At 40.6% G+C, this 22,761-nt stretch carries 14 protein-coding genes; 4 read left to right on the top strand and 10 right to left on the bottom strand.

Translation table 11 applies throughout. The annotated features are described in order from the left end of the window. Positions 1-20: 20 nt before the first annotated feature. Positions 21-779, bottom strand: a complete 759-nt coding sequence (locus tag F1E73_RS02840) for a rhomboid family intramembrane serine protease (protein WP_150451050.1) — start codon at positions 777-779, stop codon at positions 21-23. Between the two features lie 91 nt (positions 780-870). Here F1E73_RS02840 and F1E73_RS02835 point away from each other — a divergent pair, with 91 nt between their 5' ends. Further along, the gene (locus F1E73_RS02835; protein WP_086476036.1) at positions 871-2,148 is read left to right on the top strand and encodes a replication-associated recombination protein A; all 1,278 of its coding nucleotides are present in this window, start codon (positions 871-873) and stop codon (positions 2,146-2,148) included. 55 nt (positions 2,149-2,203) lie between these two features. On the opposite strand, the gene F1E73_RS02830 is transcribed toward F1E73_RS02835, so the two are convergent. The 9 genes from F1E73_RS02830 to F1E73_RS02790 form a co-directional block, all read right to left on the bottom strand. Next, a complete protein-coding gene (locus F1E73_RS02830; protein WP_150451049.1) occupies positions 2,204-3,169 on the bottom strand; it encodes a hypothetical protein in 966 nt (321 codons plus the stop codon). Positions 3,170-3,181: 12 nt separating this feature from the next. After that, positions 3,182-4,621, bottom strand: a complete 1,440-nt coding sequence (locus F1E73_RS02825) for a DUF5723 family protein (RefSeq protein ID WP_150451048.1) — start codon at positions 4,619-4,621, stop codon at positions 3,182-3,184. Then, positions 4,618-5,163 (bottom strand): hypothetical protein, encoded by a 546-nt coding sequence (locus F1E73_RS02820; protein ID WP_086476033.1) that lies wholly within the window; start codon positions 5,161-5,163, stop codon positions 4,618-4,620. Before F1E73_RS02820 ends, F1E73_RS02825 begins: the two co-directional genes overlap by 4 nt. A gap of 53 nt (positions 5,164-5,216) precedes the next feature. After that, positions 5,217-5,906 carry a YjjG family noncanonical pyrimidine nucleotidase gene (locus F1E73_RS02815; RefSeq protein ID WP_086476032.1) on the bottom strand — a complete coding sequence of 230 codons (690 nt, stop codon included), beginning with the start codon at positions 5,904-5,906 and terminating at the stop codon, positions 5,217-5,219. Next, positions 5,896-7,194 carry a polysaccharide deacetylase family protein gene (locus F1E73_RS02810; RefSeq protein WP_086476031.1) on the bottom strand — a complete coding sequence of 433 codons (1,299 nt, stop codon included), beginning with the start codon at positions 7,192-7,194 and terminating at the stop codon, positions 5,896-5,898. Before F1E73_RS02810 ends, F1E73_RS02815 begins: the two co-directional genes overlap by 11 nt. A gap of 123 nt (positions 7,195-7,317) precedes the next feature. Further along, positions 7,318-8,016, bottom strand: coding sequence for a RadC family protein (gene radC, locus F1E73_RS02805; protein WP_086476030.1), 699 nt, complete (start codon positions 8,014-8,016; stop codon positions 7,318-7,320). Between the two features lie 112 nt (positions 8,017-8,128). After that, positions 8,129-9,898 carry a RagB/SusD family nutrient uptake outer membrane protein gene (locus tag F1E73_RS02800; protein ID WP_086476677.1) on the bottom strand — a complete coding sequence of 590 codons (1,770 nt, stop codon included), beginning with the start codon at positions 9,896-9,898 and terminating at the stop codon, positions 8,129-8,131. 26 nt (positions 9,899-9,924) lie between these two features. Beyond that, positions 9,925-13,215, bottom strand: coding sequence for a SusC/RagA family TonB-linked outer membrane protein (locus F1E73_RS02795; protein WP_086476673.1), 3,291 nt, complete (start codon positions 13,213-13,215; stop codon positions 9,925-9,927). Between the two features lie 508 nt (positions 13,216-13,723). Beyond that, positions 13,724-15,085, bottom strand: coding sequence for a UDP-N-acetylmuramate--L-alanine ligase (locus F1E73_RS02790; RefSeq protein ID WP_086476672.1), 1,362 nt, complete (start codon positions 15,083-15,085; stop codon positions 13,724-13,726). A 185-nt stretch (positions 15,086-15,270) separates the two neighbouring features. Between F1E73_RS02790 and F1E73_RS02785 the strand changes: the two genes are divergently transcribed. The 3 genes from F1E73_RS02785 (at position 15,271) to F1E73_RS02775 (ending at position 22,745) form a co-directional block, all read left to right on the top strand. Further along, positions 15,271-15,588, top strand: a complete 318-nt coding sequence (locus F1E73_RS02785; protein WP_086476671.1) for a cupin domain-containing protein — start codon at positions 15,271-15,273, stop codon at positions 15,586-15,588. Positions 15,589-15,628: 40 nt separating this feature from the next. Next, complete coding sequence (locus tag F1E73_RS02780) at positions 15,629-16,414, top strand: SDR family oxidoreductase (protein WP_150451047.1); 786 nt, start codon at positions 15,629-15,631, stop codon at positions 16,412-16,414. A gap of 256 nt (positions 16,415-16,670) precedes the next feature. After that, a complete protein-coding gene (locus F1E73_RS02775) occupies positions 16,671-22,745 on the top strand; it encodes an alpha-2-macroglobulin family protein (protein WP_150451046.1) in 6,075 nt (2,024 codons plus the stop codon). Positions 22,746-22,761: the final 16 nt, after the last annotated feature.

Genomic DNA, 22,761 nt, shown 5'->3' with positions numbered 1-22,761 from the left:
CCCCTAGTGGGCCACCACACCTACTCCCTACTATCAGCGGAGTCCCCTTTTTCCGACTTCCTATAGTGGTAAATAATTTTAGGTGGCTCTTTATGGGGCACCGCCTCCTGCTCGGATGGACGCTCAATAAAATTACCATCTTCATCAAAGTGTCTTAGGAACTCATCTTCCTCCTCATTATAATCTTCCCTTTCCCAATCGTATTTCCTAGGTTTTGGCAAGGAAGCCTTTACTAATAGGGCCAACAACAATCCCGTTGAGAATCCGCCTAAGTGCCCCTCCCAAGAAATCCCTTCCTTTACCGGAAAAATATACCACAGCATACTTCCGTAGATAAATACTACGATAAGGGAAAGTGCTACCAACCTGTAGTGTTTGGAAATAATTCCCTTAAAAAAAATGAAACTAGCCAATACATATATAAGACCACTTGCGCCAATATGAAAGCTAGGCCTACCAATTAACCAGGTAATAAAACCAGATATTAGTATTCCAAGTAGTAGCACTTTGGCAGTGATTCCCCTATAAAAATATGTCAAGCCAGCTGTAAGTATCGCCAACGGGAGGGTGTTATTGTACAGATGGTCTACCGATCCATGAAGGAAGGGACTAAAGATAATCCCCCTTAATCCGCTAAACGTTCTTGGATAGATACCATACTCGTTTAAGTTTACTTGGAATTTAATTTCTACCCAAAATACGGTCCAAATGGCAAGCACTGAAATTAGCGGCAATACAATGACCGAATTTGAATATTTAAAATACGATTGCTCCGTCATACTTGAAATATAAGTATAAAATCAACATCCCTGCCAAGATTCCATTTTTCGATAAAATGTCATCTATTTAAAAGTCTTATTTTTGTGCCCTATGAATAAACCACTTGCAGAAAGAGTACGCCCCAAATCACTGGAGGAGTACATAAGTCAACATCATCTGGTAGGTGAAAAGGGATCGCTTACCCATCAAATTAAACAAGGAATTCTTCCTTCCCTCATCCTATGGGGCCCCCCAGGAACGGGCAAAACCACCTTGGCCAATATCATTGCCGAGACCAGCGGAAGACCCTTTTACACTTTGAGTGCTATTAGCAGTGGTGTAAAAGAGGTAAGGGAGGTAATTGAAAAAGCTAAACAAAGCGGCGGTTTATTCACAACTAAAAACCCTATCCTTTTTATTGATGAGATCCACCGGTTTAGCAAGTCGCAACAAGACTCCCTTTTAGGTGCTGTTGAGAAAGGCTGGGTCACCTTAATTGGAGCGACTACCGAAAACCCCAGCTTTGAGGTAATCCCCGCGCTCCTATCCCGTTGTCAGGTCTACATCCTGAATCCGTTTGGAAAAGAGGACTTGGAAGCTCTTTTAAAAAGGGCCATGAATCTGGATACCCATCTTAAGAAAAAAACCATTCACCTGAAGGAGACCGAGGCACTGTTAAGACTTTCCGGTGGGGATGGCAGAAAACTATTGAACATCTTTGAGCTTATTATAAACTCCGAAGCCAAAGAGGAAATTAATATAACAGACGAACTGGTTTTAAGTAAGGTTCAGCAAAATACGGTGCTCTATGACAAAACTGGGGAGCAACATTACGACATCATCTCTGCTTTTATCAAATCTATACGCGGCAGCGACCCCAATGCCGCCGTATATTGGCTGGCTAGGATGATAGAAGGTGGAGAAGACGTGAAATTTATTGCCCGAAGACTGTTGATATTGGCCTCCGAAGATATTGGCAATGCCAATCCCACCGCATTGGTAATGGCAAATACCACATTCCAGGCAGTTACTACCATAGGATATCCAGAAGCGCGTATAATTCTAAGCCAGTGTGTTATTTATTTAGCCACTTCCCCTAAAAGCAATGCCAGCTACATGGCTATCAATAAAGCGCAACAAACCGTTAAACAAACGGGAGACCTATCGGTACCGCTACCTTTACGAAATGCGCCTACCAAACTAATGAAAGATCTAGGGTACGGGCAAGAATACAAATATGCACACGATTATGACCAAAACTTTGTGGACGAAGAGTTTATGCCGACCGAGTTAAAAGGGGCCAGCTTTTATAGCCCAGGCAACAATAATCGAGAAAATGCTATAAAGGAATTCCTTAAGAAACGCTGGAAAAATAAATATAAGCTATAAATACTGCTTCCAAGCACCCTTGAAGGTCACTAGAGGGCCATTTGATTTCAGGAGATTAGAATTTAATGTTCATCTTTTTGTTCATCAGTTCGCCTCCCTCATAGTATTCGAACACCCAATTTCCACCTCTTTTATACAAGATTCCATTTGCTTCTTGCCAATTAGGTTTCGCCATATAAAAGTTACTGAAACTAGTCTGCTGCAAGATCATCACAATTTTAGGGGTGCTATCCACTAATTGGTAGCCATTGGGAATGGCCTGAGCATACAAAACATCGCTTTCCACCACATTTTTCACCTGCGTGGCAGTTTCGGTTAGCTGCCCTTCCCCTTGCTTAAAATCTGACTGCACTGGAGTTAGATCCTTAAAGGACTGCTCCTCCAAAGTAGCCTTTTGCTGAACTACCTTCTGCTGATTGGAGTCGGTTTTATTTTTAGCTACGTCTTCAAATCTTATGTCTTTGTCCTTTTCATTGGATTTGGCTTTATTCTCAGCTACATCTTCAAATCTTATATTTTTGTCTTTTTCAGCTGGGTCTTCCAATTGTATAACATCGTCCTTAAAACTAATAACAACAGGCTCCTTATTAGCTGCCGGTTGGTATTGGTAATTTACATCGGACAGGGACTGCATACTTTCTCTTATGGCCCCTGAATACGCTGCTTTAAAATCTTTTTCTTTACTCCTTCCTTCCTTGGTTACATACACCTCTTTAGAGAAACAGTCCTTTAAACTAAGGGTAAGTTTAGTGGTAAACATGGAAGAATCATCGTTTAAGGACAATACCAGTCCCAAACATCTATTGTTCAACAAATCCTCTGGCATAGCATTGTCGTACACCGCATTAAATCCATTTTCCACCAATAAATATTTAATCAAGGTACTGGTCTGGTACTGATTCTCCTGCTTAAAGGCATCTAACTTAACAGGTACGATAATGTATTTATACTTATTTAATTCTGCCTGTGACATTCCTAAAAAACAATTCAGCAAAAAGATAGCAATCAGTAAATTTCTCATGTAAAACTCGGATTATTTCTTGCCCCAAGATATAATATTTAATCCAAACTGAAAAGAAGCATAGTGACTATCAGCCACATTCCCATAGGCTAGAAGGTTATCTGCCATTACATATAAATTAACCGGACCTGCTTGTAAACTTAGTCCCAATCCTATATTTGAAAATGAAAACTTATCTACCGTATAGGTAGCTTTTACGGCCAAGGCATGCCCGAAGCGACGCAGATAAAAGGCCGTTAAAGCAGCTTGCGGTCCCCTAGGCCTGTTAATAACATACAATTGTCCTCCCACCGCATTGTTGAAGTCTTTAAAACGCTGTCTGCCAAACACCAAATCCTTACAGTCACACCTACCACGAGATGGCATAGGCTTGCCAAAGTTATAGCGAAGAGACCCATATAGTTTAGTAGGTCTAAAGCTAAGATAGCTTTTTGTATTATTTTCATAGGGAATCAAAGATTCTACCTCCTCTATTAATTCTTGCCAAAGGTCGTCGTTAAGGTTAGAAAATGCCTCTGGCAAAATAAACTCTATTCCCTCTACGGTAGCCGCCCCATTTAGGCTATAGTTTTTTACATCGGTGGTATTGTAAATAAATCCAAGGTCTAACAAGCTACCCGTTAGTAGGGTTCTTTCGTTTAAGTGATAGGTAAACCCTAAATCCACACCCAGTCCCAAATCGCCCCCAAAAAACATTCTACGGCTAAGAACCTCAGATAAAGAAGTATTTTCGTTGTCGTCCAAGGCATCTTTAATTTCATCTAAACCAGAGGAGCGAAATTCCATATCTGCCACCAAGGTGTTAGCTCGTAGATTATTCTCTCCCTCCGTAGTAACAAAATACCCGCTGTTCTTTGTAGAGAAAGCATGAAATACACTTGAATATATTTTTGCCCTTGCCCCTACAGTAAGCTTTTTATGGATTCTTTTATTAAGTCCAAAATGAAACACATTCACCATTTCGGACCTAGCTTTTAAGTGGTCTAGATTAAACCTTCTTCCCAAATGAGGGGCATTGCCCTCAAATGCTAGGATGGCAAGATCCTTAAACCAATAGCCTATAGCATCTCCCTCCGTATAAATCCCGAAGGAATAAAAGTTATCTGGATTCCTTCCCCTAAATCCGGCATTAAGAAGGTGTGTTTGAAAAGTTCCGCTTAGTTCGTCCCTTATCCCCATCCTATCTATTGCCTTTTCCCGGACTTTATCATTAAAGTCTTCCCCATCATCCGCAAAAAGATCATGGACAGTGAGGGCATTGGAGCCTGCTTGAATAGACAGACCGGAAACAACCGGTAGACCGGCATACCACTGATAATCCGTCAGCATCCCGGGATTGACCATCAGGGCATCGGGGATTTCCGTGAAATCGTATAACAATTGTTTGTTCTGGGCTAGAAGCGGGACATTGCTCGTGAGCAATATCAATAAAATAATAGCCCAAGACCTCATCGTATCCGCATCGTAAATTCACCCATAGACCTAAAAATGATCTTTGGGTCTGGAAGGTTAGAAACACTGGTATTGTCGCCCAAGTTCTGCACATGAACCCTAATACTGGAGGTGTTTTTGATAATTTCTATGTTTTTTCCAGAAGCGCCACCATAAGCTACCTCCTTTTCTACGGTAGCCGTTGGCCCTGGATCTACGTGAATGTACATAGTATCCAGAATTAGCTTAGCTTCATCCAAAAACTCTACAGTGAGGTCTAATTCCTTGCTTGTGGTGTTTTCAATTTCATATATAATAGAACCTTCCAACACCCGGTCTGCAAAGATATCTTCATTAAATCCGTCAAAATTAAAATCCTGGCTTACGGAACCTCCTACAATAGGCTGATTAAATACATCTTCCGGCGCTTCCACATATAGGATACTTCCCTCAATGGTAGGCTCTATGAATAAATCATCCAATTGATCAAAATTCTGCTTCTCCACACAGGAAACTAGTCCTAGTAGCGTAATTATAGACAGAATTAAAATCTTATTTACCATAAGGTGCACATTGCAAAATCAGACTATAAGATCATGATCTACAATATACAACTTTATAAAAACAATTTTATTTCATTCAAGTTCTGAATAATTTCGCAATAATTATGCTTAGGTTCCTTATGGGCATTAAAATGAAGTACGTGAAATCCCACCCTTTGAGCCCCAATAATATCTGCCTCCACGCTATCTCCTATCATTATAGATCTTTGGGGAACTGCCTTGGCCTTATCCAGTGCTAATTGAAATATTAAGGGATCTGGCTTTTTTGCACCGGCCATTTCCGAATTAATAACCTGATTAAAAAAGTGGTCGATTTTGGCATTGCGCAATTTCCTATCCTGTACCTCCTGAAATCCGTTGGTAATGATATGAAGCTTGTATTTGGGTTGTAAGTACCCCAAGATCTCTAAGGCATTTGGAAATAGGTTATTATAGGAAGACAAGTGCTCTATATACTGATTGGCCAAATAATGTATAAGCTCATCACCTACCCCATACCTCAACGAGTCGAAGGTGTTTTTAAGCCTTTGATATCTCAACTCTTCTTTAGTGACTTTCCCCTCCCTATACTTCTTCCAAAATTCTAGGTTAATGGGAATATAGGTTTTTAAAAAGTCATCCAAATCCACCCCCACGGCACTTTCAGACAAAATCTTCTGGAAAGTAAGGGCAGAATTCTTTTCGAAATCCCAGAGTGTATGATCTAGATCGAAAAACACATCGGTAACCGTATTACTGTACATATACTTTCTTTAAAATATTTCTATATAACTCCTTCCAATTCAGCTTCGCTTCGCCCCCAAGCAGCTCATTAGAAAAAATGGTTACAAACGTACCATTTACCTTTTTCACTTCCAAAGCAAGAGACGCTACCACCTTAAGTGCCTCTTCTTTTGAATTGGTAGTTAACAAGCTATAATCATGGAGGGCAAATGGGTGAATTTCTATAGGCTGTTGAACCTCCAGAAGAATGTCATAAAAATAGAAAGGGGTGCAACTCCCCGCTCTAAATCCACTTTCATGGGTATACCCCATGGTATAATCGTTTGTAAACCCCGCATCCACTAAATTCCGATAGGTTTCTGGAATATCTACCCTGTTAAAACGCATGCGGGAGCTATTGATGGGTCTATGAATTACATTGGAAAGATTCTTTTTCTCTTCCATCAACAAGGTTTTGTTGTTAAAGGAACTGTACGAACAGCAAAGAGAAACCACCTCGTAATCTGCAACCGACTTAATAAGGTATTTAAATTTGTTATTACTGGGAGACACATTCTTGTCATAGGTAGAATATTCCGCAAATTGGAAAAAGAACCTGCCCTTAGCATTGTATTGTTTGTGCAATTCTATGAGCTCAAAAAAATTATCATAGGGATCCCTCTTTAATTTCATCAACACAGATATCCGATCTACCACCCGTCTTAATCTTAGAGAGACCAAGTCTAATAAGAAGCCCGAAATCCCCCTTACCAACCCCCTGTGCAAAAAACAATGGGAAGTGGTAACATCAATGATGGGGTTAAAACGGTATGATCTAGGCTTGTATTCCAATTCTGGAAATTTTTCTTTAAGCCCTTCCAATAACCTAAGCGCCCATATATCTACCACTGGAATCTGCAAAAAGTTATTCTGATACGCCAAACTGTCTTTCGGAGGAAACCTACCGTGGATATCCTTAACGTGTGGCAAATACTCCTCATACCTACTGAGTAAATAAAAACTAGCGGCAAAAATGTCGAAGGGCAGGTTACTCCTTTCCCCGGCGGCAAAAAAACAAGGTACGCCTTCCCAATCCGATACATGTATTTGAAGATCGTTAATTCCCTGCTCGAACAATAGATCATTGCTCCTTAAAAAAAACTCGTTTTGAAGTGGCTGCTTCGTATAGGTTATTTTGGGACCGGCGTGTTTTATAAAATCTTCCACTTTGGTTGTGAAGGAAACCTCTATACCCAAAATATTGGTGAATAAATGCTTCGTTATATATCTAAAGCGGGAAGTGATCTTATGGGTGTAAATAAGCAGCATAGTCTTTATTTTTCTCTAACGGGTTTTATTACCGATATCCTTTGGCGCCTCCCTATGACCGGAAAGAACCGATTGATATTTAGAAATACGTTTCTACCCGAAGCTAACACTTTAAATTAGTTTTTATAGCAGGCCTTCATCAGCAAAACTAAAGTATTCTTTTTGAGTAATGATAATATGATCTAACACTTTTATGTCCAAGGCTTGAGACGCCAACTTCAATTTTTGGGTTATCTGTTTATCGGCCTCACTGGGCTTAAGGGTACCTGATGGGTGGTTATGGGCAAGTATAAGGCCCACGGCTCCAAGCTCTAAAGCTTGCTTTAATACCAAGCGGACATCTACCAAGGTTCCGGTAATACCCCCTTTACTCTGCTGACCGGCAAAAAGAACTTTATTGGAGTTGTTAAGGTATACAATCCAAAACTCCTCATGGGGGAGTTCTCCCATTTTAGGCTGCAAAAGATTAAAAACACATCTACTGGAAGAGATTTTGGTAATCTTCTGTCCGTCTTCTCCCCTTCGCCTTCGTCCAATCTCTAAGGCAGCAACAATAGATACAGCCTTGGCCTCTCCAATCCCCTTGAACTTCATAAGCTGTTTTACGGAAAGTTTGCCCAATTCGTTAAGGTTATTATTTACCGAGGCCAAAATACGCTTGGAGAGCTCCACCGCACTTTCATTTCTACTGCCGGAACCGATAAGAATAGCAATCAATTCTGCGTCAGTTAGGATTGTCCGCCCCTTCTGGACCAGTTTCTCCCGTGGCTTATCATCATCGGACCAATTTTTTATGGAAAAGGTGGTAGATTTTTCTTGCATAGGTTAAAGATAAGAATTATAGTCTATTGGAGGATTTACTTTGAAAAAAAGAAGCCATTCCAATTGTTGGAATGGCTTCTTTCATTTAAAGACTTTACTGCTCTGCAGGGAATTAGTACCCAGGATTTTGTTTTAGGGTAGGCTCCCCATCTGCACCTACACTCAAGTCTATTTGAGCTTGTGGAATGGGATAATATTCACTTTTTCCAGGAATAAATCTTCCACCTCTCACATCAGTGGTTATATTTCCCTGATAATCAAAATAGGTATTAAGGGTTTCTTCTGCAATACCCCATCTAACCAAGTCGAAGAATCGGTGCCCTTCCATAGCAAGCTCCAATTTTCTTTCGAAATAGATTCTCTCCAACGCCATTTCTTTAGATGCAAAGTCGGCCAAGGTATAATCTGCTATCACGTAATTGGCTGCATTACTGTTCTCGTCAAATCCAGCCATTGGGTCATCTTCATCCACATACTGCTTTAAATAGCCATCTGGATTTGCGGCTCTTTGACGAACTCGATTTACATAATCTAAAGCTACATCCAAACTACCAGCCTGTGCTTCTGCCTCAGCTGCCATCAGCAAGACATCTGCAAATCGGATCACACGAACATTAATAGCTGTACCCGGCGCCCAAGAGCTTTGATCCGCATACTGATCTTGCGTAGCCTGCCAATAGATATTCTTTTTTGGCGCATAAGGACCTCCATAGGTCTGCTCCCTTATCCAAGCCATACCAGGATGCTTGCCCCAATCATGAAAAGGTATACCTCTTCTTCCTACTGTCCAGTCTAGCCTTGGATCCAATGTCCTCGTATCGGGACTAAAGGGCTCGCTACTGGTAATCCCCATATCGCTTTTCACTGGATCTGAGTTGTAATTTGAAATATCGGGAAGTCCGGTTACCGGATCCGTCTTATAGGAATTAACCAAATCCTGTGAAGGCTGAAAGAATCCACAACATCTGAATGGACTATTATAAGGGAAGTTTAGCATGCCACCTTGATTAGCATTGGCAATGGAACCGGTCCCATCGTTAGCTACCATTTGAATATCGAAAACTGTTTCAGAATTATTTTCAGTAGCTGCATCAAAATTATCCCTGAATCGTTCAACCAAAGCATACTTAACTCCTCCTGAATTAACGCCATTATTGATCACATCGGTAAAGACAGTTTTAGCTTCGTTAAACTTCTTTTGATATAAATATGTCTTTCCTAAATAGGCCGCTGCTGCCCATTTATTTGCTCTTCCAAAATCGTCCTGTGCTGCAGGTAAGTTATCAAATGCAAATTGGAAATCTGCTTCAATGTTAGGCCATATATCTACATCATTTGGCTGCTTGGGATCTTCAGTTGTTTCATCGATCCAAGGAACCATATTCCACATTTTCTTCAGCTCAAAATAAAAGTGCCCTCTTAAGAATCGAGCTTGAGCAGCAATATTTTTGCTGTCCTCCTCTGAGATATCTGTGGCCTTAGCTAATAATTTCAAGGTGTTATTCGCTCGGGTAACTCCTCCATATAGCGCTCTCCATTTGCTATTGTAATAACCGTTGGATGGATTGGAAATAAACTTTACAATTTGATCAATAGCAGGTTGGTCACCTCCGAAACTTCCTTTACTTGCTTCACCACCCGCTACAGTACCGTAAACCCAATTATCAGGCGCTGCTTCCCAAGCTGCACCTCCAAATCCAACCCCATCCAGGGCCGCGTAAGCACCGGTCAGCAAATTATCTACACCATCCTTATTGGCAATTACATCCTCACTTAAAGCTCCTAAGGCAGGTTGCTCTAGGAAATTATCACTACAACCTACAATTAACAGCGATGTTAGTATAGGTATATATAGTCTACTTAGTTGTTTTATAATTTTCATATACTTTATTTTATCGTTCATCCTCATTAAAAAATTACGTTTACCCCAAATAGAAGTTGTCTCTGATTGGGATAAGCACCTTCATCTATTCCAAAATTAACGGTACCACCAGAAATTTCCGGATCTATTCCTGAATAGGAGGTAATTGTAAAGGCATTTACCATTTGAGCATACAACCTCAACTTGGAAATATTGGCTCTGTTCATTAATTCTGTAGGGAAGGTGTACCCTAACTGAATGTGTTTTGCCCTTAGGTAGGAACCGTCCTCAACAAAATAGGAGTTAGGAACATCTGCTACACTAAACGATCCCGTAGTTTCCTGAATGGGGGCTTTAGCATCCATATTTTGCGGAGTCCAGGAGTTGTAGAGTGCTGTATGACTCTTAGCCCCTGTAAATGAACTATAAAAATCTGTCCACCATTTCACATTATTCCAAATATCGTTTCCTTGGGATCCATATAGAAACATGCTCAAATCCCAATTTTTGTATATCAATTCTAAGTTTAACCCATAAGTGAAGTCGGGATTTGGATTTCCTAGGAAAACCCGATCATCAGCGGTTATTCTGCCGTCACCATCACTGTCTGCATACCTAAATCTACCTACGGCAACATCTGGTTGATAAGTAGCATTCGGATCGCCAGTTACTGCAATTGCTTCCGCATTAGCATCGGCAATCTCATCTTCTGAATTCCAAAATCCTACAATTTTGTATCCATAAAACTCACTCACAGATCGCCCCACCGCATTTCTAATAATTGTACTACCGTTAAATCGTCTGCCTTCCCGGTCAAAGTAGCTATAACCATCGGCAATCTTTTTAATTTCGTTATTGTAAGTAGTTAAGGTTAGCGTAGTGTTTAAACGCAAATCGTCAGTTAGGTTAAAAAAGGTAGATACATCCATATCCAACCCATTGTTTGCCATTTCCGCAACGTTTACGAAGGGAACAGTAGCATTCCCAACAGTGGCCGGTAAGCTAGGATTAAAAAGTAAGTCTTTAATCTCCTTTTTGTAGTAATCTAAACTTAACTGTACACTGCTATTAAACAAACTTGCATCCAATCCTATGTTAGAATTGATATTCTTTTCCCAAGTTGCATCTGGGTTTCCAATTCGTTGTTGTTGGAAACCTTCTGAAATTGTTTGATTACTTCCTGAAATCGCATAGTAAGAATTCTGCTGATTTCCACCAAAGGTGGTAAACGAGTTTGCAGGATCTACGTTCAATTGATTCCCCATTACTCCATAACCACCACGGATTTTAAGATCATTTAACCAATCCATTTCTGGCATAAAAGCTTCATTGCTAATGTTCCACCCTGCACTGACTGCCGGAAACCATCCATACTGATTATTTAAAAACCTAGAGGACCCATCGCGGCGAATAGTAGCACTCAATAAATATTTGTCATCATAGTTATAATCTAATCTACCTATCAAGGAAGATAATGCATCTTGTCTTTTCCAGCTGTAATTGGTCTGTGTTCCCGAACCAGTCTCCAAGGTTACATAATCTGGATCAAAAGAGAAATAACTTTGCATAGACCCACCTACTTCTCTCGCTCTGTTCTTATAGGCTTCCGTCCCCACCAAAACATTCAGGTTATGAACATCATTAAAAGTGTTTTGATACTGAAGGGTATTCGTCCAAGTATAATTGAAGCTCGTATGTGCGGCTTCCCTATAGGTGTTTACCGAACTATTTTCGGCATTTTCATATTCTGGGAAAGAGAACGAGTTAAAGCTATTAGAGTAATACTGCCCTCCAAAACTTGTTCTAAACGTAAAGTTCTCCATAAAGTCAACTTCAGCAAACATGTTTCCGAAAATTCGGTTAGACACTCCCCTGTTATTTCTAGTACGATCCATTATAGCAACTGGATTCCTCGCGTTTCCTAAATCGGAACCAAACGATCCAGCATAATTCCCTTTAATATCCCTAACAGGTATAATTGGTTGCTGTCTGATGGCCATTCCAATGGCACTACCCTCGCTCAACGCGCTAATTTGAGGATTTTCTCTAATACTGAAGCTAAGATTCTGTCCTATCCTAATATTGTCAGAAATATTGAATACCGTATTAGATCGCATTGTATAGCGCTTTAAATAAGTGTTTTTCAGAGTTCCCTCTTGGTCAAAATAGTTTAACGAGAATAAATAACTTCCTTTTTCATTTCCATTACTAACGGACAAGTTATGACTGGTTATACTAGCCGGACTAAAGATTTCTTGGAACCAATTAGTTCCTTGCTTATTAGCCTTTACAATCCTATAGAAATTATCCAAATCTGAACTACTGGTATAATTAGGATTTACGTTGTACAACGACTCATCAACGGTATCTGCACCAACAGGAGCAATATAATTTGGAAGTACCGGAGTGGCTCCATTACCGTATTGGCTATGGTTAATGGGATCCCCTGGATTGGTATTCCTCAAGGCCATAAATGTTAAGTCGGCCATTTCTTGTGAAGAAAGAATATTCCATGGGTTACCGCTCTGTACCATCTGGGTACCATAATACGCGTCATAAGTCACCCTCATTTTTCCCTTTCCTTTTTTGGTTGTAATAACAACTACACCATTAGCAGCTCTAGATCCATAAATGGAAGCAGAACCAGCATCCTTTAAAACCTGCATGGATGCCACATCGTTAGGGTTTAGATCGCTAATATTATCGGTTGGAATACCATCTACCACGTATAGTGGATTGTTGTTTCCAAAAGTGTTAGACCCCCTAATTTTTACTTGAGGTGCCTCGCCAGGCTGTCCTCCTCCTGTAATGGTAACTCCAGAAGCCCTTCCTTGCAATTGATTGGTCACCTGTCCCGAGGGTTGCTTTTGCAGATCATCAGTTTTTACCACTGATACTGCCCCTGTAAGATCTTGTTTCCGCTGGGTTCCATACCCAACTACCACAATTTCCTCCAAGGCAGTAACATCGGTTTCCATACTAACATCAATAGTGTTTTGCCCATTTACAGCAACCTCTACATTACTATAACCAATGTAGGAAAATACTAAAACTGCATCCGAAGCAACATTTATACTATAATTACCATCAAAATCAGTTACGGTTCCGTTAGTAGTTCCCTTTTCCAAGACATTGGCGCCAGGAATGGGCATTCCAGTTTCATCTAACACAACCCCTTTTACGGTGCTTTGATATTCACCGATTATTTCGTTGGATTCATAATTGTTCGCCCATAAAGAATTTGGAAGAACAAGCCCGAGCACTACAAGGATAAAACCTGCCCAATAGGGAAAAAATTTCTGCCAGAGCTTAAAAAACAATAGTGTTCTTTTAATCATAATTTAAATAGTTTAGTTAAGTAATTTATTGTCGACCATTCAATAGGAATAATCCTATTTTTTTTTGTGCGACCACCAATATACAAATATTAACAAAACTTTAAAATTTACAAGAACACCCAATTATGCAATATAAACGTAGCTTATGCGACGATCGTCTAAAATACAACAAGCATAAAACACCCACCTAATTTACTATTAATCAGCAGGCAAAACAATCATCACCGTAAAGTAAGGGTAATTTAAAATTTGAATTCCTCCTACACAAAAGCAGTCACAGCAGACACCAAAGATCACCTTATGAATCCCTTACAAGGTTAACTTTAAAAGTATGTTTACGACAGGCTCTAGTTTATGCGAAGATACGGGTTTAAAAATAGGAATAAAATCTATAAATGTAAGTCGAGCTTGGTAAAACCAGGCTCGACTGTGACGAACAATTTGCCGCACACTTATATGAAAAATAATCTAAACTAGAAAAAGATAAAAAGCATCTCCACTAATATGGCTATACCCCTTCTACTTCCTCCTTAACTTCTTCCAGGTCTAATCCCCCGTAATTGCCAGAGCTCATCAGGAGGAGGGCCGAGTTGGCGTACTGCTGTTTAAATACAAACTCCCTAAAAGCTTCTGCATTGGTGAACACCTGTAAATCTTCACGCCCAAAAGCTTCTTTAATTTGTTCTGGGGTAACTTCTTGAAGACCTTTAATTTTCACCGATTCTGGCAAATAGAAAACCGCTGCAGTGGTAGCATCTTCCAACGCCCCTTTATAACCTTTTAAAAACTCTGGATTAAAACTACTGTAGGTATGCAGTTCCAAACATGCTATCAGATTCCTATTCGGGTATTGCTCGCGCACCGCTGCAGTACTTGCCTTTACCTTACTAGGCGCATGGGCAAAATCTTTAAAAGCAACGCTTAATTTCCCCTCAGCCATCTTTTCTAGCCGTTTTGAAGCCCCCGTAAATGTAGCTATAGCCTCATAAAAATCTTCCTCATCCAAGCCCATGTTTTGGCAAATCCACTTAGCACCTGCCAAATTGCTTAAATTGTGTTTTCCGAAGATGGGAATTGGCATAGGGCCATCTGGCGTTTCTAGAATAGTCTCCCCATTTTCCACGGAATATTCTGGAGTACGATAAGCGAGTTTTCTAATAGTATTTTCCGAAGCCTCCACTATTTTAACAACATTCTCGTCTTCCTCATTATAAGTGATACTCCCGCCTTTTACAATACTATCTACAAAACCTTTAAATTGCTCCAAATAGTATTCATAGGTAGGAAACACGTTAACATGGTCCCATGAAATGCCACTTAGCAACGCTATATTAGGACGATACAAGTGAAATTTAGGTCGTCTGTCCAAGGCAGAGGATAGATATTCATCCCCTTCCAATACGATAAAGTCATTCTCCTCACTAAGGGATACCATTTGATCAAAACCATCTAATTGGGCGCCTATTAAATAATCAACAGGACGATCATGATAATTCATAACATGAAGTACCATTGCCGTAATAGTCGTTTTCCCATGACTCCCACCAATGACCACTCTAGTTTTATACTTGGATTGTTCATATATAAATTCTGGATACGAATAGATTTTAAGCCCTAATTCCTGTGCTCGCAATAGCTCGGGATTATCCGCTTTGGCATGCATACCCAATATAACTGCATCCAAAGATGAATGCACCTTCTCTGGAAACCAGCCATAAGAAGCTGGCAGCAACCCCTTTGCCTTCAACCTGGTTTTGGATGGCTCGTAAATTATGTCATCACTACCGGTAACCGTATGTCCTTTATCCTGTAGGGCTAGCGCCAAATTGTGCATAACGCTCCCACCTATTGCTATAAAATGAATTTGCATTAAAATCGAACTTTAAAAACCGTAAAGATATGAATTGTAATAGCCTTATTCACCTTCCAAATAAAATTTTGCAATCATAATAGCTACGAAATATTCATCCCCACGCTATGTGAAAAACATCAAGACTAATTCGGCCACCTGCCACTTCCTTCATTTCCTTATCTTAGCACTAAAATCCATTAAAAATGAACATTAAACTATCCGAACTTACCTCCAAAGAAATTATGCCGGGATATCACGGTAAATTAATCCATACGCAACATATGAGTCTTGCTTTTTGGGAGGTAGAAAAAAATGCCATTGTTCCAGAACACAGCCATAAAAACGAGCAGGTAATGCAGGTACTAGAAGGAGAATTCCAATTTACACTTAATGGAGCAACCAACACCTATATTCCGGGAGATTTAGTTGTAATCCCTCCTATGGTCCCTCACAGCGGCAAGGCCCTAACAGCTTGTAAACTGATGGACGTTTTTAGTCCCACCAGAGAAGAATATCGCTAAATTAATCCCTTATACTTAGAGAAATCACACCACTGGAACTATGGAAATATCACTTAAAAACAAAAAGGCCCTTATAGGAGGAAGCAGCCAGGGAATTGGCAAGGCCATTGCACAACAATTGGCTAAAAGCGGTGCCAGCGTAACCATAATGGCGAGGAGTGAAGACAAACTAAAATCCATTATTTCCCAACTCCCTACCAATCAAGGGCAAACCCATCAATATTTAGTGGTGGACTATACCAACTATGACAGCTATAAAAAAATTATAGAGACGTATTTCACCCAAAATTCGGTGGACATTTTAGTTAACAACACCCAAGGCCCGTCCGCAGGAAATGCACTAGAGAAGGATGTACCTGATTACCAAAACGCCTTTGATCTCCTGTTCAAAACAACCGTATTTACTACGCAGCTAGCCCTTGAAGGTATGAAGGCTAAAAACTATGGACGCATTATAAATATTGCCTCCGTTACCGTGAAAGAACCAATTTCTAACCTAGTACTTTCCAACTCTATAAGGGCAGCCGTAGTTACCTGGGGCAAATCTTTGGCCATTGAAGTGGGTAAATTCAACATTACCGTCAACAATACATTGACAGGATTTTTTAACACAGAACGACTAAAAAGCCTAAATGAAAACAAGGCAAAATCAATAAATATTCCGTTGGAAGAAGTGGAAGAAGATATGATTTCCCATGTCCCAATGGGTAGAATTGGCCATCCAGAGGAGTATGGATTTTTGGTAACCTTCTTAGCTTCGGAGCAAGCTTCTTTTATAACAGGGGCTAATATCCCCATAGACGGCGGAATGCTTAAATCTATATAAGAATAGCGTACACTAAGGTTATTGTTCATTTTTTTAGGTGTAATATTACAATTACGACCAGAAGCGAGAAAGTCCTCCTATTTCTCAACCAATAATAAAAAGCAAGGGTTCTAAGCATCGTTGTACGGTAGGTATCTGAAGCCTTTTTAGATTAATTTCCCCACTCCTAGGCAACAGTGGTATCTTTTTTGCATCTAAGGATTATAGTTCGTTTTTCTTCAAATGAAAATCAACCAATATTCAATAAAGACCTCCTATGAAAAAAATAACCGCCTTAGTTATCATATTTCTTTCCATACAGCTTGCTCAATCCCAAGCAACCCCAGCTTATTATGACAGCATGTGGAAACGGGTGCAGCAATTGGAAAAAGAATCCATGACCAAATCGGCCATGGAGTTGGTTGCCCAAATTTCCGCTAAAGCAAAAAAGGACCATCAGGAGCCCCAGGTTATTAAATCCCTCTTATACGCTTCCAAATATAGTATGGTCCTGGAAGAGGACGCGCAATTGGAAATTATTGAGGATTTTAAAGATAAGATAGCAGAAAACCAGGTGCCTGTAAAAAATATTCTGGAAGGGTATTTGGCCAACTTATATTGGCAGTATTTTCAACAAAATAGATATCGATTTTACGATCGAACCAAAACGGAAACAAAAATAGATAGCGCCGATTTCAGGACTTGGGATTTAACCACCTTGTTTTATGAGGTAGGAAAACATTTTGATGCATCTCTAAATAATAAGTCCCACTTGCAACAAACACCGGTTGATCACTATAATGAAATTCTGGTAAAACAAGACGATTCGGAAATTTACAGACCTACTCTATTTGATCTTTTGGCACATAATGCTTTGGACTTTTATACCAGTTCCGAAAATAGCATCACCCGTCCAGCCGATAAATTTGAACTAAACAACCCAAGTATATTTTGCAATGCAAAGGAGTTTGTTCAGCAAAATATTACTACTAACGATAAAACATCATCACACTTTAAAGCACTTCAACTCTATCAACAATTAGTGTTGTTCCATCTATCCGATCCTTCTCTTGAAGCCTTGGTTGACGTGGATATAGCCCGATTGAAATTCATCTGGGAAAATGCCGTGTTCCCCAATAAGGATCAGCAATATATTGAGGTACTCCAAAATTCTGCCGAAACTTTTAAAGAGAACGAACACAGTGCGCTGTATCGCTATGAAATTGCATATGCACATCATCAGAGCGGAAACACCTATCACCCTACCATTAATCCAACCCCAAGATGGAAACACAAGGAAGCCTTGGATATCTGCGATTCTATAATTGAACAATTCCCGAGTAGCCGTGCAGCTGAACGATGCACCTCCCTAAAATCTCAAATTCTCACTAGCAACCTACGTCTCACCACAGAACAACATATCCCGGTACACACCCCTTCCAAGATCCTGGTCACCTATAAAAACATTTCCCGTTTACAACTGGCCGCCCACCAAATTTCAGCCAGTGAACTTAAAACATTAAACACACTATATCCTCAGGAGAAAAAACTCGCTTTCATAAAAAAGCTAGCTTTGGAAAAGCAATGGGAATCCACTTTAAAAAATGAAAACGACCATCAAGAACACCAAACAGAAGTGCTGTTGCCAGAACTCCCAAATGGCAATTACATCCTTTTGGCCACTCCAAAAGACGCCACCTACCCCAGCTCCTCGTTCACCCCTATCCAGGTCACAGACCTGGCCCTCGTGGAATCTAGAACAAATGAACTGCTCAACTTCCAAATAATAAATAGAACTAACGGGGCACCTAAGATAGGTGCTAAGCTTAAGATCTCGTATCGGTCCAGCTACCAAAGTCCTACAGAAACTAAGGTATTAACATCCGATAAATTGGGGAGGGTTTCCTTACCCCTAAATGCAAAATCTCCAAATAACATCACCGCTGAGGTCAGCCACGAGGGACAAATAGCCTATTTTAAAGACATCTATGTTCCTAAAAAACCAATGTTAGAGGAAAAGGACACCAGCTATCCCTGTTTTCTTTTTACGGATCGCAGTATCTACAGACCAGGTCAAACCTTATTTTTTAAGGGAATTGCCTTGCAAAGAACAGAAAACACCTCTGAGATATTAACCGAGACAGAAATTGAAGTGACCTTAAAGGATGGCAACCAACAAGTGGTATCGGTTCAGGAATTTAAAACCAATAATTACGGCTCCTTTTCTGGGGAATTTACCATTCCAAACAATACCCTTACAGGCAACTTCTCCTTAGAGGCCACCTCTACGGAATTTAACCTCCACGGATATCAAACTATTTCTGTGGAAGAATATAAACGCCCACGATTTGAAACTACGTTTCAGCCCATCACAGAAACTTATCAGCTCAACGACAGTGTTTTGGTCCAAGGAAAGGCCGTGGCATATGCGGGGAGTACTATAACACATGCCCCTGTAAAATACACCGTAAAAAGAATAGTAAGATCCATAATTTGGCACGGCCAACACCTTCCATATTACCAGGCAACTCCACAAATCATTGCACAGGGCACCACTACCACGGATGCCAAGGGGCAGTTCGGCATAAACTTTATGGCCATACCAGACCTAACGGTTCCCAAAGAGCAGTTACCGGTTTTTAACTACGAGGTCACTGCAGATGTAACGGATTTGAACGGTGAAACAAGGAGCGCCACCACAAACATAAAAGTAGGATACCATGCCCTTACCGCTAATATTGAAATTGCAGAACTCATTAACCAGAAGAATAAAAAGCATAAAATTACAATTAGCACCCAAAACCTTAACGGACAAGCAACTCCTACCCAAGGAACTATAAAAATGTATAAACTAAAGGGTCCAGACCGCGTACTGCGACCACGACCCTGGGCCGCACCGGATTATCCTGGTTTTGACAAAAAAGAGTTTAAAAAACGCTTTCCCCACGATTCCTTTGAAGATGAGTCCGATCCTTCCCAATGGCCAAATGGAGAATTGGTTTGGGAAGCTCCTTTTAATACTGAAAACGGCAAGACCATTGAATTGAATCTCTCTAAGAAATGGGCCTCTGGCAAATATCGCTTGGAGTTAAGCACCTCCGATATTTTTGGTCAGGACGTAAAGGATATTGCTTACACCACCCTCTATAACCCTTCCGATAAAACCCTAGCGGACCAGCAACTTTTTCAGATAAAATACGATAAACCCTCCTACACTATTGAAGACCAGGTTACACTAAAGGTGAGCTCTGCTGCCAAGGACCTATCGGTTACCCTGTTAGTAGAAAAAGAGCGAAAGATTGTTGCAACCCACCTGTTAAAACTTAACAACACCACTAAAACCTTAAGAATTCCAGTTACACCAGGCGATTTGGGAGGATTTGTAATTCATTACTCCTTTTCCTTCCATAATGCTTTTCATACAGATAAGCTGTCCATTCCCGTACCCCACCCAGATAGGGACATCCAAATTGAAACAGTAAGTTTCCGAGATAAAATTGAACCTGGCACGGAGGAAACTTGGTCATTTAAAGTAACAGGACCAAAGGGAAACGGATTAAACGCTGAAATAATGGCCAATATGTACGACGCTTCCCTAGATGCCTTTAAACCCCATGCTTGGTATTTTAATCCCAATTCACATGGAGACTACTATTCCAACATTCACCTTACCGCTTCCAAAAGCTTCCAAATAACTTCCTTTAGGACAATTACCGATTATGCACCAGGAGATGGTTATATCCCACAACGCTACGATAGTTTTAATTGGTTTGGATTACATTTTGGAAACGGCCACCTTCAGCGGAACCGTATCATGATAAAGGGCGCCGCCCCAAGTGAATTGATGGAAGAAGCAGTGGAATCTTCGGACCAAGTTCTCACCATGGCCAATGAAGCCCAGACACCTGGTGAAAAGACAGGAGATACACCAGTAGCTATGGAGGAAGACAAAAACATAATTGGATTTGAAAACATCCAGATTCGGAAAAACCTTCAAGAAACTGCTTTTTTCCTCCCTCAGCTCCACACGGATAAAGATGGGAATGTTTCTTTTTCTTTCACCACCCCAGAAGCACTTACCCAGTGGAAGGTACAGTTATTGGCACACACTAAATCCCTAAAAAGTGCCATTTCTACCCTTACCACTGTCACTCAAAAAGAATTAATGGTAACTCCCAATGCACCTCGATTCTTACGGGAGGGCGATCAGGTTACCTTTAGCAGTAAAATTTCGAACCAAACTGACCTGCTACTAGCGGGGAAAGCAAAGCTAGAATTGATTGATGCTGTCACTGGAAAAGATATTGGGAAGGAGCTACTTATTGCCTATTCCGATTCCTCTGCAGCCTTAAGCACACGAGAATTTAAGGTAGATGGCAATGGGAATACCGAGGTCTCTTGGGTCTTAACCATTCCAAAGGGAATCCAGGCGATACAATACAAAGTGATGGCTACGGCTAATAACTATAGCGATGGCGAGCAAAACATCCTACCAGTACTTAGCAATCGCACCTTAGTAACCGAAACCCTCCCCATGTGGATAAATGGCAATCAGACCAAAAGTTTCACCATGGAGAAACTCAAGAATCCCCTCTCCCCCACCTTAAGACACCATCGGTTAAGCTTGGAAATCACCTCCAATCCGGTTTGGTATGCCGTACAGGCCTTGCCCTATTTAATGGAATACCCCTCCGAAAACAACGAACAGGTTTTCTCCAGATATTATGCCAATACGCTTGGAGCACATATCGCGCAATCCAATGCAAGAATTCAGGAGGTCTTTAGCCAATGGGCCAATTCTGATGCATTATTGAGCAACTTGGAGAAAAATCAAGAACTAAAATCAATTCTAATAGCGGAAACCCCTTGGCTTAGGGACGCCCAGTCCGAAAGCGAACAAAAGAAGCGAATCGCCCTGTTGTTCAACCTAAACAAATTAAAAAATGAGCAAAACAACAGCTGGCAAAAGCTACAACAAAACCAAATGCCCTCCGGTGGATGGGCTTGGTTTAACGGAGGACCAGAAAACAGGTTTATAACCCAACATATACTTATAGGTCTTGGTCATCTTCAAAAACTCACCTCAGCTTCCCCTTCCGGTATAACATCGCCTAATCCTGAGAACGAGGAGCAGCGACCACTGATTACCAAAGCCTTTGAATATTTGGACGCCCAATTTCTTTCGGAATACGAGCGGTTGAAAAAATACCATACGGACCTCAGCAAAGACCACCTAAGCACAACCCAATTGCACTACCTCTATTTGCGTAGTTTATTCCCTAACCATGCCATGAGTGAAGAAGTAGCTAGCATCAAGGAATACTATCTAAAACAGGCTCTACAATATTGGACAAATAAAAGCCTCTATAGCAAAGGACTACTGTCGCTAATCCTCTATAGGAACAACCATAAGGAGGCCGCTAAAAAAATTATCAAGTCACTTGATGAAAATAGCATCATTAGCGAAGAAATGGGAATGTATTGGAAACAGAATACGGCTTCATGGGATTGGAACCAGGCTCCTGTAGAAACTCAATCCCTATTAATAGAAGCCTTCTCCGAAATTAACAACAACCCCAAGCAGATAGACTTGTTAAAGTTATGGTTATTAAAAAACAAACAGACCCATCATTGGACTACTACCAAAGCGACCACCAAGGCAATTTACTCACTTCTTTTACAGGGAAGTGATTGGCTAGTAGACTCTGAAGCTATAGAAGTCCAAATTGGGGATCAACATATCAATCCAGCAACCTTAGACAATGTAAAGATTGAAGCTGGAACGGGCTATTACAAAACCTCTTGGGATAGGTCCGAAATTAAACCTGCTATGGCTACTGTACAACTCAACAAAAAATTGGAGGGGAGTGCTTGGGGCACTTTAACCTGGCAATATTTTGAAGACTTGGACAAGATATCCTTCGCAGACACCCCATTAAAGCTAAGGAAAAAGGTTTTTCTTAGGAACCACATCCCAACTGGAGAGGAACTAAGCGAAGTTTCGGACACCAAACCACTTAAGATAGGAGATCTTGTACGGATACGGATAGAATTACAGGTAGATAGAGGAATGGAATTTGTACACATGAAAGATATGAGGGCTTCTGGATTAGAACCCACAACAGTACTTTCTAGTTACCAATGGCAAGATGGACTTGGTTATTACCAAAGCGTAAAAGATGCAAGCGTTAATTTCTTCTTCGACTACCTACCCAAAGGAGTTTATATTTTTGAATACGACCTTAGGGTAAACCATTCTGGCGATTTTAGCAATGGCATCACAACTATACAAAGTATGTATGCACCAGAATTTAGCAGTCACACTGAAGGCCTTAGACTACAGGTAGATTAACAAAAACCTTAGTAAA

This window comes from Arenibacter lacus (assembly GCF_008711145.1).
GTDB lineage: Bacteria > Bacteroidota > Bacteroidia > Flavobacteriales > Flavobacteriaceae > Arenibacter > Arenibacter amylolyticus.
This window is presented reverse-complemented; position numbering and strand designations above follow the sequence as displayed.

Bases quoted from the DNA above. Each gene is read 5' to 3' on its own strand.
- F1E73_RS02840 (WP_150451050.1), bottom strand. From the start codon at position 779: ATGACGGAGCAATCGTATTTTAAATATTCAAATTCGGTCATTGTATTG.
- F1E73_RS02835 (WP_086476036.1), top strand. From the start codon at position 871: ATGAATAAACCACTTGCAGAAAGAGTACGCCCCAAATCACTGGAGGAG.
- F1E73_RS02830 (WP_150451049.1), bottom strand. From the start codon at position 3,169: ATGAGAAATTTACTGATTGCTATCTTTTTGCTGAATTGTTTTTTAGGA.
- F1E73_RS02825 (WP_150451048.1), bottom strand. From the start codon at position 4,621: ATGAGGTCTTGGGCTATTATTTTATTGATATTGCTCACGAGCAATGTC.
- F1E73_RS02820 (WP_086476033.1), bottom strand. From the start codon at position 5,163: ATGGTAAATAAGATTTTAATTCTGTCTATAATTACGCTACTAGGACTA.
- F1E73_RS02815 (WP_086476032.1), bottom strand. From the start codon at position 5,906: ATGTACAGTAATACGGTTACCGATGTGTTTTTCGATCTAGATCATACA.
- F1E73_RS02810 (WP_086476031.1), bottom strand. From the start codon at position 7,194: ATGCTGCTTATTTACACCCATAAGATCACTTCCCGCTTTAGATATATA.
- radC (WP_086476030.1), bottom strand. From the start codon at position 8,016: ATGCAAGAAAAATCTACCACCTTTTCCATAAAAAATTGGTCCGATGAT.
- F1E73_RS02800 (WP_086476677.1), bottom strand. From the start codon at position 9,898: ATGAAAATTATAAAACAACTAAGTAGACTATATATACCTATACTAACA.
- F1E73_RS02795 (WP_086476673.1), bottom strand. From the start codon at position 13,215: ATGATTAAAAGAACACTATTGTTTTTTAAGCTCTGGCAGAAATTTTTT.
- F1E73_RS02790 (WP_086476672.1), bottom strand. From the start codon at position 15,085: ATGCAAATTCATTTTATAGCAATAGGTGGGAGCGTTATGCACAATTTG.
- F1E73_RS02785 (WP_086476671.1), top strand. From the start codon at position 15,271: ATGAACATTAAACTATCCGAACTTACCTCCAAAGAAATTATGCCGGGA.
- F1E73_RS02780 (WP_150451047.1), top strand. From the start codon at position 15,629: ATGGAAATATCACTTAAAAACAAAAAGGCCCTTATAGGAGGAAGCAGC.
- F1E73_RS02775 (WP_150451046.1), top strand. From the start codon at position 16,671: ATGAAAAAAATAACCGCCTTAGTTATCATATTTCTTTCCATACAGCTT.